The 16,143-nt window shown below is 53.4% G+C and carries 7 protein-coding genes; 3 read left to right on the forward strand and 4 right to left on the reverse strand.

From position 1 onward, the window contains the following. The first annotated feature begins 314 nt into the window (after positions 1-314). The 3 genes from groES (at position 315) to AC6I7T_RS06090 (ending at position 4,103) form a co-directional block, all read left to right on the forward strand. Positions 315-635 (forward strand): co-chaperone GroES, encoded by a 321-nt coding sequence (groES, locus tag AC6I7T_RS06080; protein WP_497792439.1) that lies wholly within the window; start codon positions 315-317, stop codon positions 633-635. Positions 636-728: 93 nt separating this feature from the next. Continuing rightward, the gene (gene groL, locus AC6I7T_RS06085; protein WP_497792440.1) at positions 729-2,396 is read left to right on the forward strand and encodes a chaperonin GroEL; all 1,668 of its coding nucleotides are present in this window, start codon (positions 729-731) and stop codon (positions 2,394-2,396) included. 252 nt (positions 2,397-2,648) lie between these two features. Next, a complete protein-coding gene (locus AC6I7T_RS06090; RefSeq protein ID WP_497792441.1) occupies positions 2,649-4,103 on the forward strand; it encodes a hypothetical protein in 1,455 nt (484 codons plus the stop codon). 82 nt (positions 4,104-4,185) lie between these two features. On the opposite strand, the gene AC6I7T_RS06095 is transcribed toward AC6I7T_RS06090, so the two are convergent. From AC6I7T_RS06095 to AC6I7T_RS06110, 4 genes are all read right to left on the reverse strand, one after another. Continuing rightward, the gene (locus AC6I7T_RS06095) at positions 4,186-6,705 is read right to left on the reverse strand and encodes a TonB-dependent receptor (RefSeq protein WP_497792442.1); all 2,520 of its coding nucleotides are present in this window, start codon (positions 6,703-6,705) and stop codon (positions 4,186-4,188) included. 429 nt (positions 6,706-7,134) lie between these two features. Beyond that, entirely contained in the window at positions 7,135-7,728 is a 594-nt protein-coding gene (locus tag AC6I7T_RS06100) for a hypothetical protein (protein ID WP_497792443.1), read from the reverse strand. Positions 7,729-7,739: 11 nt separating this feature from the next. Further along, positions 7,740-15,632, reverse strand: a complete 7,893-nt coding sequence (locus tag AC6I7T_RS06105; RefSeq protein WP_497792444.1) for a beta strand repeat-containing protein — start codon at positions 15,630-15,632, stop codon at positions 7,740-7,742. Then, complete coding sequence (locus tag AC6I7T_RS06110; RefSeq protein WP_497792445.1) at positions 15,632-15,973, reverse strand: hypothetical protein; 342 nt, start codon at positions 15,971-15,973, stop codon at positions 15,632-15,634. The genes AC6I7T_RS06105 and AC6I7T_RS06110 overlap by 1 nt, the downstream gene beginning before the upstream one ends. Positions 15,974-16,143 lie beyond the last annotated feature (170 nt).

A 16,143-nucleotide genomic window follows, 5' to 3' on the forward strand; every position in this document is an offset into this window, starting at 1 on the left:
ACAAAAGATCCGGTGCGAATCCCACCGCACCACTTTCACCGTCACAGCGTGAAAACACTGATTTCTTAGCCAAATCTCACCTGGAAGCCCCTCTTTCACCTCTCTTGACATTCACAATGCTGCAATATATGAGTGCAACACGCTAAGATAATTCGTAGTACCCCCTTGACATGCACAGGGCTCCTTGCTTACTGTTAGCAACTGGAAGGTGAGAGTGCTAAAGCAGCACGAGCCGAGTATGGCAACCTCCAAAATTGGAAATCAAGTTTCATACCCGGCGGGATAGTCCCCCGCCCCGAAGGAGAAGTAGCGAAATGGCAACTGCAACCGCATCTGTAGCGACCAGCTTCACGCCGCTCCATGATCGCATCCTCGTTCGCCGTGTTGAGGAAGCGGAGACCGTGCGTGGCGGAATCATCATTCCGGACACAGCTAAAGAGAAGCCGCAGGAAGGCGAAGTTATCGCTGTCGGCAAAGGCAAGTCCAATGACGAAGGGAAGGTATTCCCTCTCGACGTCAAAGCTGGAGACCGCATTCTCTTCGGCAAGTATGCCGGAACCGAAATCAAGATCGACGGCGAGGAATTCCTCATCATGCGTGAGGAAGAAGTCCTCGGAATTCTAAAGACCAAGTAACTTTGCGCTCAGTCGCGCGCCAACAAGAAATTTGAGAGAGCCGGCGGGTCATCAAGACATGACCGCGGCGAATACTGAGGAGAAGTTAAAGTTATGGCAAAGCAGATTCTGCACGGAGAGGATTCCCGTCAGGCAATTCTGCGCGGCGTAAACACGCTGGCAGATGCTGTAAAGGTTACGCTCGGTCCTAAGGGCCGCAACGTTGTTATTGAGAAGAAGTTCGGCTCCCCGACAATCACCAAGGACGGTGTCACTGTCGCGAAGGAGATCGAGCTCAAGGATTCCCTTGAGAACATGGGCGCACAGATGGTCCGCGAAGTCGCTTCCAAGACCTCTGACGTTGCCGGTGACGGAACCACCACCGCAACCGTTCTGGCCCAGGCAATCTATCGCGAGGGTGTAAAGACCGTTGCCGCCGGTGCAAATCCGATGGCCCTGAAGCGCGGTATCGATAAGGCTGTCGAGGCTGTTATCGGAAAGCGTAACAAGGAAGGCGTTCTGGAGAAGACCGGCGCACTCGGTGCACTCTCCAAGCCGGTTTCCGGCGACATGATCGCCCAGGTCGGCACCATCTCCGCCAACGGTGACTCCGAAATCGGTGAGATCATCGCCGAGGCGATGCAGAAGGTTGGCAAGGATGGCGTCATCACCATCGAAGAGTCGAAGACCATGCAGACCTACCTGGAAACAGTGGACGGAATGCAGTTCGACCGCGGCTACCTGAGCCCCTACTTCGTCACCGATCCGGACCGCATGGAAGCTTCCTTGGAAGATCCCTACATCCTGATCTACGAGAAGAAGATCAGCTCGATGAAGGATCTGCTCCCGCTGCTCGAGCAGGTTGCCCGTCAAGGCAAGCCCCTCATGATCATCGCTGAGGACATCGAAGGCGAAGCACTCGCCACCCTGGTCGTCAACAAGCTGCGTGGAACCCTGAACGTCGCTGCCGTTAAGGCTCCTGGCTTCGGCGATCGCCGCAAGGCAATGCTGGGCGACATCGCCATCCTGACCGGTGGCAAGGCAATCACCGAAGATCTCGGAATCAAGCTTGAGAACGTCAAGCTCGAGGATCTCGGCCGCGCCAAGCACGTCACCATCGACAAGGACAACACCACCATCGTTGACGGCAGCGGTAAGGTTGCCGACATCGAAGGCCGCGTGAAGGAAATCCGCAATCAGATCGAGAAGACCACCTCCGATTACGATCGCGAGAAGCTGCAAGAGCGCCTTGCCAAGCTGGTTGGCGGCGTAGCCGTCATCAAGGTCGGTGCAGCTACCGAGACGGAAATGAAGGAGAAGAAGGCTCGCGTCGAAGACGCTATGCACGCAACCCGTGCAGCCGTCGAGGAAGGAATCGTCCCCGGTGGCGGTGTGGCTCTGGTCCGCTCCACCAAGGCTGTCGATGACCTTCTGAAGACTCTCGAAGGTGACGAGAAGATCGGTGCCACCATCGTTCGTCGCGCCATCGAAGAGCCTCTGCGCCAGATCGTCGCCAATGCCGGCGAAGAGGGTGCAGTTGTTGTCGGCAAGATCCTGGACAGCAAGGATTCCCACTACGGCTACAACGCCGGAAAGGGCGACTTCGAGGATCTGGTCAAGGCCGGTGTCATCGACCCGACCAAGGTTACCCGCACCGCACTGCAGAATGCAGCTTCGATCGCTGGCTTAATGCTGACCACCGAAGCCATGGTCTCCGAAATTCCGGAGCCCAAGCAAGCAGCTCCTGCTCCCGGCCACGGCGGCATGGAAGGCATGTACTAAGAAGTACTTAGCTAGCTAACTTCTAGCTAAAGACTGCGAACCCCACACGATTCAAACTCGTGTGGGGTTTTCTTTTGAATAGTTGAGCGCCATTTCTTCCTGTTTTGATCTTCAAACATTAGAAATCCCAAACAGAAACTCCCGCCTACCCGAAACAGAAAACTCGATTGAAGTTCGACCTCCTGCCGATTACCTTCTAGAGCAGAACCCCGTTCAACAACTGAATCAGCGATTCGTATAAAGGATTCCCTCATGCGCAAAGCGACGCTTTCCTTCTGCCTTGCAGCGATATGTCTTCCATCTGCCTTGTTGGCACAAACCGATCATCTCGCCGGAGACGAGCACAGCATTATGCGGGCAATTCCCACCGCAGCGATTCCCTCCAGCGCAGAGGCTCTTGCGCAGAAAAAGTCATCGTCAGTTAAAGAGCTGCCCCCACACGCATCGGGAATAAGCTTTGGATCGAAGCTGACCTACTATCTTGGGAGCACCTTTTCCGCTCGCAACTTTATTGAAACCGGAATGATCGCCGGAATCCCCAATCTGCCAAGTGCGCCCAAGCAGCCGCCCGCCGATGGTGAAGGGCCTGCTTACGAGGCAGCAATGGACAAATACGGTAATGCCATGGACACATGGCGTCGTTCCAGTGAGGTGGAGCTCCGCTACCGTGGCCGCCGCGCAGCAGCCGGACTGGCAACAGCCGAGACCAGGGCCTTCCTATCGAACTTTCTGCTTCCAGTCGCTTTACGGGAGAATCCCCGTTACGTCCCTGCCGATCTGCACGCCAGCCTTGGCAGCCGCATCGGTCATGCAGCAGCTTCCGTTGTCATCACTCGCGGAAATAATGGATTGCTGCAACCCAACTTTTCAAAGATTGGTGGTACGGTGGGAGCCGCTCTGTTAGGCAGAATGGTCTACTCCGACCAGTTCGATGTTCCGCAGTTGGACACAGGAAAGTTCGTAGGCAAGTACATTGCTTATTCTTTAGCAGGTGATGCAGTTACAAATGTAAGCCGTGAGTTAGTCCGTAGCATGATTAAAGGAGAAATCCTCAGCGGACTGCGGCAGGGTCCCTCTGTAGAAGATGCCTACTACCCTCTTTCGGCTCAAGCAAAGCTGGTCTACTGGGCACGCTCAACCTATGGCATGCGCAACCTCGCTCAAGGTGCGTTGATGGCAGGAATTCCTAACGTCGACGATCAACCCGAAGAACCTGCAATGCCCAACATTCAAACCGAAGCGCAGCGAGAGCAATACGATAATCAGCTCAAAGAGTATGGGCGCAGAGTTAAAGCCTGGCGTGACAATATGGAAGAAGATACCCGCTATCATAGCCGTCGTCTATTAGCTGGAGTCTCAGAGTCGGAAACACAACTCTTCCTTTCGAACTTCCTCCTAGCCGCACCGCTTCGTATGGATCCACGGTATATTCCGCTGGGATCCGGCCATGGATTGGGTGCTCGACTTGGTCATGCTCTGGCAGGAGTAGTAGTCGCACAGCGTGACAACGGAAAGAACTTCCTGAATGTGCCGCTAATCGGCGGAACGGTGGGAGCAGCCTACATCGGGCAGCAGTTCATCTATCCACAATTCGGCGTTGATCGTTTGACTAGAGATGAAGTACTGGGTCGTACGATAGGTTTCAATCTGGCAGCAGATGCTCTCTACAACGTTATTCGCGAGATCTTCCCGCGCAAAACGTTCTAGACTTTGGGAGAAAGTACTCTTGCGGGTTGGTTCAGCTTTCCTTTGAAGATCTGAATCAACCCGCTAATTTTTTGTACCGTTCCTACCGCACCCTTCTTCCGAGAGCCATCCTGATCCCGGAACGAACTTGAAATGGCAGAGTCGGATACCCAATCGGCCCCATATGCTGGTTGTTCAGTAAATTGTCCATCTGCACATACCACCCGAGCCAAGGTCGTAATTGGTAACTTCCACCTAATCCGAGAGATGCATATCCATGATTGAGATTACGGTTGGGAAGAAGAAGTGAATTTCCCTGCTCGATATCCGAATACCCCAAAAAGGTCGAATCGTCGCTTCTGCTGACGAAGGCACTCGTAAACGATGCGGCCAATCTGTCACCCGAATACGTAGCGGCAAAGAAGCCGGTATGCGGTGGACGGCGGAAAGGCCTTGCTCCCTTCAATGGACCGGCACTACCAATGGGAATGTTAGAGAAAGAAGGAGCGACTCCCGTTGACAAGCCGGTGTTATAAACAGGGCTCAGCGCATTGCTCGAAAAAGAATGCTGCACGACCGCATCGAGATACGTATATCCGCCGCGGAAGAAGATGTGCTTCCCTATTCCATACTGAACTTCCGACTCCATCCCTTGCGCCTCAAAATCCATAGAATTCAGCGCCAGCGAAAACGCTCCACTGTCCTTCAGCAGATTTACCAGCGCGGATTGTTGCGCAATGGAGAGATTCGGTAAGAGCTTGGGCACAATCGAGTAGCCAACATTTTCTATCTGCCGCCCAAACTCATTATGAAAATACGTCAGACGAAGCACGACTCGTTCGCTAAACAAACTCTGCTCTATACCACCGTCGTAACTGCGAGCCGTTGGGGCCTGTAGCGGAGATATACCATATTGTTGAATTGCTTGCTGACCGGAGTGCTGAGATAAGAAATCGTGCAACGAACCGATTTGTTCAGTCAGCGTCGGCTCTTTTAAGCCTTTCGAAAAGTTGAAATTCAACTTCGTTCCATGAAAGACTCCGGCAGCTGGCTTCATCACGTAATAGGTCAATCCGATGCGAGGTGTCCCCTCCGTCCCGAACAGCTGATTCTTCTGGATACCACCGCCCAAACTATAAAAGAACCGTCCCTTAATATCGCCGGCAAGTTGCAGCGTGTAGTCGTAATTTGTACGCTCCAGCTGGTAGTTGAGAGAGTATGCGGCTTCCCGCTCCGCAGCACGTTCATTCTCATACCGGAAGGCTGCCAGAACAGTCAGATGCGGAGTAATTTTGTAATCACTTTGGAAGAAGAGCTGATCGCGATTCGACACCAGATCCAGACGATTTGGATAGACGCCTGTCCCATAATTCAATACCGCTGGACCTTTGACTGAATAACCATTCGCACCACGAATTGCTATTGGATGGCCATAGTAGTTGGTTGAAGTAAAGCCAAAGACCGTTGTAATGATGGGAAAACCTGCCGGATACCACTGCTGCGATTGCTCGCGCTTCCTCGCTAATCCATAACGGACCAGGTTATGCCAGGCATCACTCGTCTGATTTTCGATTGTCGCTCCAACATACGTATCCTGATCCGCCTGCTTGCGGTCGTCACTTATGCCATAGAACTCGTATGCCCCGGGCACTCCGCTAGCGGAAACCGAATTCCGTGCTGTACCGCGAAGACTGGTTTTTGAAGAAAGGTGCCAGCCCAGGTTCCCGATGGTAGTCGCAACATGGTATTTATTGCCAGGCAAATTATTGTTCGTGTCGAAACGCGAAAACCCGGCATAGTAATCAAACTTTCCCCATAGTCCAGCTAATCCTGCGTCATTACGATAACTGGTGAATCGCCCCCCATCGCCTGAATATAGAAGCGAAGGAAAGTTTGTAGTCCCGCGCGGTGTCGATAAAGCCACCACACCTGCGGCAGCATCGGAACCATACAGAGCAGAATTCGGACCGCGCAAAATCTCGCCCTGCTCCAAGCCGGAAGAGGCAACATCGCCAAAATCGAAACGTCCGCCTAAATCCTCTCCAGGAACGCCATCGTAGGTAACCTTATTTGAATCGGAGCTTCCGCCGCGAATGAAGAGGGAGGCCAGCGCTCCATATTGTCCCTGTTGAGCAACAACGATTCCGGGAGTCAGACGCAATTGACCGATCAGGTCTGGAGCATTCTGAAAATCGAGAGAGGAGATCACAGAGACTGAGGAGGCTGTCTGTGCCTGAGGCAATGGAGTTCCACTTGGCGTGACAACAACCTGCTGGCGGACCCATTCCGGAGAAAGAATGAGGTTCTGCTCTACGTTGTCATAGACATTTGCATAGAACTCCGGAATCCGAAGCTGGCGAAATGATTTGCCCGAGGCGATCAGGAAGAAATGCCCACTGGAAGACGTCGTGATTTGATAAGACCCATCGAATTTGCTGGGAGCAGCGGAAACGACCTTACCGTTTTGAATGAGAGCCACCTGAGCCCCGCTGACGGCAGCTCCGACCGGATCGGTCACCGTTCCACGCACCACCACAGCAGACAAAGCAGGAGCAAATGCCAGGATTGGAAACAAAGTTATAGTTTGCAGGGCATAACGCATCCGCCGCCCGAAAAAGTGCATTTACCTCTACTCCTTCAAAACACAGGAATTCCGACAATAGCGCCGACCAGAACGAAACCTCGCTACAAGAGCAGTGTATCGTGCTGACCGGTACAACTACCCTTCAGCAGATATAGTAAGCAAAAGTTTGTTAGCAGCGTTGTAGAGGATCAAGTGGCTGCTGGCAGCACCCTCGGTAGCAAAATAGCTGCATTTCGGGAGTGCTTCATCGCAATGTAGGCTGAGTAAGCTGCTCCATCCGTGTCTTCCGCACGATATGGGAAGGGGAATTCGGCGGCAGAATACGTATTCAACCAAGGCCGGTTCCAGCTGGATCACCGGCATGATCGAATCCCCTTTGGTCTGACAAGAACTGAAGCCAGATCACATATCTGCCACCGCAGAGTATAGTCCGAGAAGCCTAAACAGCGAGATCGCGGCTCACAAGATCTAAAAGTGCACGACCAGACCAGAGGCAACTTTCAGGCTGTTTTGATGGCCGCTGAACGAGTTCGGCAACTGGGTATGCAGCCATGCCGCATCAACAGTCCTCAACGCAAAGCGTCGGCTCACTTCTACGTTCACGCCGCCACCGATCTGCAGCGCGAGCCCATTCGCGTCGGAAGTGATATTGTCGCCCTGAAGAGGAAAGGCGCTGTTCATACCACGCGCCTCACCAAGCAGCGATTGCCCGAAAATAGAGAAGCGCCTCCTCGACAACGCCCAGGTATACCTCGGACCGAAAGTAACAGTAACTAAGTCAAGGCCGACGCCGGACTTCTGAATGTCTCGATTGTGCTCGACCGTGACATCGGCAACTTCCCCCAGCCCTTTCCAGAACTTTCCGTGAATCTGGACACTTCCTCCCTGCGACCAAAAATCGCCACCTACCGTGGATGGACTGTGCATCGCACTGTACATTACGGCCACATCGCAACAGTTCGATGCGAACTTGGCAGGGGCTTCGCTCTGCCCCCACGCCGCTACACCGATTGCCAGGAACACTCCGGCGAGGAGTACTTTCTTGCAATTTTGGATATGCACTTTCATCCTCCCTACCGGGTCTGAACGGTGAAGCTGGTGCTGTGCGAAAGAGCCCCAGAACTTACCGTGACTGTAACTACATGGTTGTGTTGCGTTCGGTCATTGAAGCCATAATTCGTACCGCAACCACTCATCCCCACTACCATCCCTGCCACCCAGAGAACCAGAAGCAGTGCCGAGGTGCGGCGTAAGACGCCCGCGGAACGTCGCATTCGCGACGCAAGGGGCAGTAGAAGTAAGCCAAGCAGCATCGGACCAGATCCTCTTCCCAATGGGCTCTTGTCCGATCTGGCCGTTGTGGTAGCAGCTGGCATTTGTACAGTGATTGTTGTTGCTCCATCCAGAACGGTGTTTGCTGGAAGCGCCCAGGTAACGCCATTTCCGGAGGAGACCCAGGTTGACGGCCCCAGCATCGCCGTCGCTCCAGAAGGCAATCCACTCAGCGTCAAGGTAATTGCCGATGGAAAGTTGGTCCCGGTACTGGGAGAGATCGAAACGTTAAAGGCAGCGGATGTCCCAGGGAGCACCTTAGCCGTCGAACCACCACCTGTGGTAGTCGCCGTACCCACAACAATGTCGATTGCCTTTTCGCTTACGGCGGAGCTGGTCAGGCTCAAAAAGTTAGTATCCCCGTTGTAGAAGGCCGTAACCGCATGGCTGCCCGGACTGCTAAGCGCGGCACTCAATTGCGCCACTCCGCCACTCAGAGTGGCAGATCCCAGCGATGACGATCCATCGAAGAAGGTAACAGTCCCGGAGGGCGTCCCAACACTCGAAGAGACATTCGCTGTCAGAGTGAAGTTGCTCCTGAGCATGACCGTGCTCGCCGTAGAGTTGAGGGTTATGCCCGCCATCGCTTGTGTCACCGTGAGTGTTCCGGCTCCATAAGCAATAACGTAGTTCGATAGTCCGCTTCCCGACGCATTCGATGCGGTAATGGGATATGTACCCGCTGCCGCCGTTGCCTCAGTGCCGGACGAACTCAGTGTCACTTGGTCGATGCGGTCGCTATTGAACAAGCTCCCCGATGTGATTGTGTAGCTCAACGCCGGAGCAATAGTACCGTAAACCTTCGAAACCGATTGGGCTGTTATGGTCATCGCTGCGGGATCGACCTTGAGCGTCCCGGAACCATAAGTGATGGTATAGTTCGACAGTCCACTTCCCGATATGTTCGATGCGGTGATTGGGTATGTGCCTACTGTCGCCGTTGTTGCAGCGCCAGACGAACTCAGTGTCACTTGGTCGATACGATCGCTATTGAACAAGCTCCCCGACGTGATCGTATAACTCAATGCTGGACCGCTTGCACCATATGTTTTCGAGACTGATCGTGGCGTTATCGTCAGGGACGCGGGAGAAATCTGGACGTTCAAGCTCCCTGAACTGCTCTGGAATTCACCGCTTCCCTGATAGTCAGCCTCGATGTCGTGCGTGCCGACTGCGAGAGTGGATAAAGGCAGAGTCGCAACTCCCGAATTAAGGGAAGACCGACCCAATTCAGCTCCATTTTCACTAAAGACTACAGTTCCGCTGGCCGTGTCGTAAGAAGACGCCACTCTTGCCGTGAGCATCACAGGACTGCCATAAGTTGCAGAATCTGCAGATAACGTCGTCGTGGTTCCCACCTGAGAAGCGTTAACGGTATCCGACGCGCTGTCATTCGTCGTGTCGAGTTCCCCTCCGCCCTCTACGGTGGCATTGATCGTCAAACCGGTCGTAACCCCGGCGTTGGCCTTTACCATGACGTCAATTGGAGAATAGGAAGCCCCAGCATCCAGTGCATCGGTGCGACTACAGCGCATCGGAACAGCCGCGATGGAACTACAACTCCAGCCCGTTCCTCCGATGCTGCCAACAGTCATTCCATCCGACACGGTCACATTTACGCCTACAGCATCGGTTGTGGCAATAGAACCGGAGTTAGAGGCAACAATCGAAAACTTTCCATCGGCAGATGATTGTCCGGGACTAAACTGGCCGCTGTGGGTAATTCCGACAGTGAGATCCGGGACAGAGCCTCCCAGCAGAATCTCTACAGTACCGTCTCCATTGTTAACCACAGCCAAATCGGGATAGCCATCGTTATTGAATTCACCCATGGCTACCGCTGTCGGATGCTTGCCGACAGTGTAGCTATTGGTCAGAGTAAAGACACCACTCCCGTCTCCCTGCAGCAGGCTGATCTTTCCAGTATCGTAGTTTGTAACTACTACGTCGGGTTTACCATCTCCGTCAGCATCGCCAACCGCCAATCCCGTTGGCTGTGAGCCTGCAGCATAAGTGACTGGGCTCGCAAAGCTTCCGTTCCCGTCGCCGAGGAATACCGCGACCGATCCGGTCGTCGGAGTAGTCACTACTAAATCTGTCATCCCATCCCCATTCACGTCCGCCGAGGCTATACCGGAGGGCGGAGCCGAGACCGCGAGTGTACCTCCTGGCAGAAAGGTCCCATCGCTCTTGCCCAGCAAAAGGGTAACTGTGGAATCTCCAGAGTTGGTGACGGCTAGATCGGGATAACTATCATTGTTGAAATAGCCAACAGCGACGTCTTTGGGATTGGCGCCCACAGCGTAACTCTGGGCAGATGTGGATAACGACATATACCCGGTTTCCAGATATATCTTGATAGTACCCGCCGTAGAATCGACAGTCACCAGATCCGGATATCCGTCGCCATTCACATCCACTAGCGCTCTCATATCGCCGCGTCCGGACAATAAGGTACCGACGCTAGTGAAGTTAGCAGAGCCACGTCCCAGAGCTCCCGTCAGTGTTCCCCCAGCTGAATCTAGAACGCCTAAATCTGCGATCCCGTCCTGGTTGTAATCGCCCAGGATAAGTCCAGTTGGATTCGATCCGAAGTTGTAGGTCCCCTTGCTCCTGAAACTTCTACTGGAATTTGGCGCAACCGTCTCAGTTAAAGAAGAAGATTCGGTTGCCCTACAGGCTTGACTGCCCGTATAGAACGCATGCAATCGGCGACCGCCGCCCCACTCTGTCAAGTTCGGGAATACAGCCTGGCCGGAACTGACCGGGACCATGCCCAGCACGGTAGGTCCGTCAAAGTATGTCACGTACCCTGAGCAGAAGTTGAAACTCAACGAAGCCGTGAGGTGCACCACCGAACCCAGCGCCGTATTGCCGGAATCGGAAGTGAGAGTCAATGCCGGTGAGTACTTATTTACGTTCAAAGTTACCTGCACATTGCTTCCATTTACATAGTCGGTAGTATCTGTGGGGGTAAAGATCGCCCTTATCGTGTGCGACCCGGCAGACAGCACGTCACCAATCGGCAGGAGAGCTCCGCCTTCCATATAAGCAAATGTACCGGGTATTGCATTGCCTCCACTATCCACTGCTGTCGCATTAAGAATTGCTGCACTCAGTGCCGTTCCGTAGAGAATTGCCGTGGGGGGTGTCCATGCAATCACAGGGGAAACCTGTGACACACTCATCACGACGCGGGTATTTCCTCCACTTACATAGTCGGTGGTATTCGTAGGGGTGAAGGTTGCCTTTATCGTATGCGCTCCGGCATGAAGCACATCACCAATCTGCAACAGGTTCGCCCCCTCTGTATACGCAAATGATCCGGGTATCGCGTGCCCCTCGCTATCTATAGCTGTAGCATTTAGATTCGCCGCGCTTAGTGCTGTACCATAGGATACTGCTGCGGGAGTGGCCCATCCAATCGTAGGGGAGATCTGTGACACTATCACAACTACACTGATACTTTCTCCACTTACATAGTCGGTGGTATCAGTAGGGGTGAAGGTCGCCTTTATCGTGTGTGATCCAATAGACAATACATCGCCGATCTGCCGCAGTGTTCCGCCCTCCGTATATGCAAATGTACCGGGTATCGTATGCCCTGCTCCATCGGTTGCTGCGGCATTAAGAGTCGTCGCGCTTAACGCTGTCCCAGGGGAAATTGCTGCCGGGGTGGCCCATCCGATAGTAGGGGAGATCTGTGACACTGTCACAACTACGCTGGTACTTCCTCCACTTACATAGTCGGTAGTGTCCGTAGGTGTGAAGGTAGCCTTTATCGTGTGTAATCCGACTGGCAATACATCGCCAATCTGCCGCAGTGTTCCGCCCTCCGTATATGCAAATGTACCGGGTATCGTATGCCCTGCTCCATCGGTTGCTGCGGCATTAAGAGTCGTCGCGCTTAAGGCTGTCCCGTAGGAAATTGCTGCCGGGGTGGCCCATCCGATAGTCGGGGAAGTCTGTGACACTGTCACAACTACGCTGGTGCTTCCTCCACTCACATAGCCGGTGGTATCCGTAGGTGTGAAGGTAGCCTTTATCGTGTGTGATCCGACAGACAGTACATCGCCGATCTGCCGCAGTGTTCCGCCCTCCGTATATGCAAATGTACCGGGTATCGTATGCCCTGCTCCATCGGTTGCTGCAGCATTAAGAGTCGTCGCGCTTAACGCTGTTCCGTAGGAAATTGCTGCCGGGGTTGTCCATCCGATAGTCGGGGAGATCTGTGACACTGTCACAATTACGCTAGTGCTTCCTCCACTTACATAGTCGGTGGTGTCCGTAGGTGTGAAGGTAGCCTTTATCGTATGCGATCCGGCTGGCAATACGTCACCAATTTGCCGGGGCGTCGCCCCCTCCGTATACACGAACGAACCGGATATCGCGTGTCCTCCACTGTCCGTGGCTGTAGCATTCAGAATCGCTGCGCTTAACGCTGTCCCAAGGGAGATTGCTGCGGGGGTTGTCCATGCAACTACCGGGGAAGCTTGTGACACTGTTACATTTGTGCTGGTACTTCCTCCACTTACATAGTCGGTAGTATCCGTAGGTGTGAAGGTCGCCTTTATCGTGTGTGATCCAGCTGACAATACGTCACCAATTTGCCGGGGCGTCGCTCCCTCCGTATACGCAAACGAACCGGGTATCGTATGTCCTGTTCCATCGGTTGCCGCGGCATTAAGAGTCGCCGCGCTTAACGCTGTTCCGTAGGTAATTGTTGCGGGGGCTGTCCATCCGATAGTCAGGGAAGTCTGTGACACTGTCACAATTACGCTGGTGCTTTCTCCACTTACATAGTCGGTGGTATCCGTAGGTGTGAAGGTTGCCTTTATCGTATGCGATCCGGCTGACAATACGTCACCAATTTGCCGGGGCGTCGCTCCCTCCGTATACGCAAACGAACCGGGTATCGTATGTCCTGCTCCATCGGTTGCCGCGGCATTAAGAGTCGTCGCGCTTAACGCTGTTCCGTAGGAAACTGCTGCAGGAGTGGCCCATCCAATCGTAGGGGAGATCTGTGACACTGTCACAACTACGCTGGTGCTTTCTCCACTTACATAGTTTGTGGTATCCGTAGGGGTAAAGGTAGCCTTTATCGTATGCGATCCGGCTGGCAATACGTCACCAATTTGCCGGGGCGTCGCGCCCTCCGTATACGCAAATGAGCCGGGTATCGTATGTCCTCCGCTATCCGCCGCCGATGCGTTGAGAGCCGCCGCACTTAAGGCTGTTCCATAGGAAATTGTTGCAGGGGCGGCCCACACGATCGAAGGAGAAATCGGAACAACATTCAACGTTTTTGTCACATTTGCACCTACATAGCGCATAGCATCAGTAGGAGTAAAGGTAACTGTGACCGAATACGTCCCCACCTCCAGCACATCTCCGGAATGCAGAGTGCTGCCGGTACTCGTGGTATAGGCAAAAGATCCAGCAATCGTATTCCCGCTACTATCGGTGGCGGTAGCGTTCAGGACCGCCCCCCCCAGAGCAGAACCATAGGACAACGATGCCGGAACAGACCAGCCAATAGTGGGTGCCGCCTGCGCCACCAAAGTTTTCGAAGCGCTTGCCGCAGCATATGTGCTATCGCCCGCCTGCGAAGCGTTCAGCTTTATAATTCCAGGGCCGGTCGCTGTTAAGGTCCAGTTTGGAGCACTTCCAGCGAGCGTTGCGGGGCCAGACACGGAAAGAACCACGTCTAAGCCAGAATCGGATGTAGCGCTTACTGGTCCGGATGTAACAGTTCCCCAGACAAATGTGCTGTCTAACGGAGATTGAGGCGTAATCGTGATGATTTGTCCCTGAAGCAAGAGAGGGGCCAAGGACAACGTATTCGAACTGTTCGCCGCATAAGCATTCGTGGTATCGCTGTATTTGGCCAAGACAGTATGGTCGGCGGAGGATCCGTTCTTTTGCACATTCACACTTGCCGTACCGGAAATCATCGTCTGCCAATCCAAAAGAAGAGGGTAGCCGTATGCAGTCACTATCGCGTCGTCATAGCCGTCTCCATTAAAATCCGCTGTTTGTGCAGCCATCCCCTGGTCAACTGGTATCTGGTTCGCACTGAAATGGCCGGTGCCGTCGCCCAAAAATAAGTAACCGGCAACGGGAGAGTAGCTGATGCCAATGAAATCGAGAAGCCCATCTCCGTTGAAGTCCCCAACGATTCCGGGAAATTCGGGATCAGCCACAACGTTAGTACTCCACATCAAAGAGAACCCACCCGCGCCATCTCCTTGGTAGTAACGAGCGTCGCTATTGTAGCCCATTACTACCAGGTCCAACTTCCCGTCATCATTGAAGTCTCCGAGAAGAGTGCCACCCGCCGTGCTGGGAGCGTCTGGCAACTTAGTAGTGGATAACCATCCCGTAGTAGCGGAACGCGTTATGATTCCACAGGCGTCATTAAGCTGGGCACACGCTGCTATCTCCTCATATCCGTCTCCATTCACATCTCCGACAGCCAGCGAATTAACACGTCCGATGTCATAATAGTCCGAAAATGCCCACGTGATATTGGATGTGACACTCGGATTGTTATACAGCAGGATAACTCCAGTTGGATATCCTACGCTCCCAATGACGATATCTGGAGCCCCATCTCCATTAACATCACCCACCATGATATCTCCGGCCAATATCTCACCCGTATTATTGGCCTCTATAAGAGGCCCAAAGGTGCCATCGCCCTTGCCCTCTGCAATGTACACGCCTTTAGCAGCTGCGCCAACATACACGAGATCGAGCCAGCCATCGCCAGTCAGATCGGCAAACGCTATCTTGCCTGTCGAATATTGTTCTCCGAAATTGGTGTTAATGGTCTGATTTGCTGTTAAATTTCCTCTCGCATCTCCGAAGGCCACGGTGATCTCGCCTGAGATGCTTGAAAAGGCCATATCGGGATAACCGTCATTGTTGACATCGCCTATTGAAGAACCGTAGTAAACAGCCCCACTAACTGAATAAGAGAGATTCGTATCGTGCACCATCTGCTGGCTAATGGTAGTTGAATCGAGCGGAGTGTTTCCCAGTGTAGTGTTCACGCTGCTGTCGTAAAACTCGACGGTGCCGGATGGCACCGGAAGAGTATGCGAAGTCACAGTCGCTTTCAGGCTATAACTACCCCCAGAGCCCGTACTCGCCAAGCTCGTGGTCGAAGGCAGCCAATTATTTGCCGCTACTGTTATGTTTTGGGTCTCACTTGACGAGGAATTATAGACGGCGTTCATCGCATAGCGAGCCCGAATAACATGTGTGCCAATACTCAGCCGCCGCCTCAGAGTCGCCGTTCCAAGTGCATAGCCACCCGTAGTCGTACGTATAATCCAGGCCTTGCCAAGCAATGCAGCCCCGTCGCAAGAATTCGCTGAAATGGACTCATCGCAAAACTTAACATACCCACCACTCACGGCCACGCTTGCCGAGGTCTTTACGGTAGCGGTCAGCGTGACCGGATCCCCGGAATAAATCGCCGTATTGGGATAGGTAATCGAAAGCGTTGTAACGGTACTTGTGGCGCCCCAAGCGACCGTCGCCCTCACCAGAAGCAGCAGAAGACAACAGAGAACATAAGCTATTCTTCTGCGCAACTTTGCTGACGGGAGAGAACCCGTATTGTTCATTAGAATTTCTCCGAACTATTGTTCTTTTCGATCAGTTGAAGCAGACCATCCCTGCCTAGTACGCGAACTGGGCGGGAAGACAGAACCAGGAGTTCTTCACTGGCAGGATCTGCACCTATCAGCAACAGGTTGGGGCACGTTCTTAGCAATGCTGACAGCAACTCCGGCTTGGCAACCGAAAGGTCGACAACGACCGTGTGAGCACCCAGACAGCCCAGATCATTCATTGAGCCGGAGGGCCCCTCCTCGAGCTGCACCATGTCTATACCTGGGCAACCGCGTAATGTCGCGGCGATGCTCGACGCCATCAAAGAGGTTCCGTACACCACAACTGTATGCATGTGTTTAAACTTAAGTAACTTATCGAGCTACTCTCTTAGTTATATGGAGGAAGCAATAGCGGCGCACTGTACGCCGAGTACAGTTGAAGTACAGTCGAAGGGGCAAAAAAGTACAGTCGTGAAAAGCAAGGTACAGTGAGGTGGGGAGAAATAGGGCTGCTCAGCAAAAG

Source organism: Humiphilus diazotrophicus (assembly GCF_059726315.1).

Bases quoted from the DNA above. Each gene is read 5' to 3' on its own strand.
- groES (WP_497792439.1), top strand. From the start codon at position 315: ATGGCAACTGCAACCGCATCTGTAGCGACCAGCTTCACGCCGCTCCAT.
- groL (WP_497792440.1), top strand. From the start codon at position 729: ATGGCAAAGCAGATTCTGCACGGAGAGGATTCCCGTCAGGCAATTCTG.
- AC6I7T_RS06105 (WP_497792444.1), bottom strand. From the start codon at position 15,632: ATGAACAATACGGGTTCTCTCCCGTCAGCAAAGTTGCGCAGAAGAATA.
- AC6I7T_RS06090 (WP_497792441.1), top strand. From the start codon at position 2,649: ATGCGCAAAGCGACGCTTTCCTTCTGCCTTGCAGCGATATGTCTTCCA.
- AC6I7T_RS06095 (WP_497792442.1), bottom strand. From the start codon at position 6,705: ATGCACTTTTTCGGGCGGCGGATGCGTTATGCCCTGCAAACTATAACT.
- AC6I7T_RS06110 (WP_497792445.1), bottom strand. From the start codon at position 15,973: ATGCATACAGTTGTGGTGTACGGAACCTCTTTGATGGCGTCGAGCATC.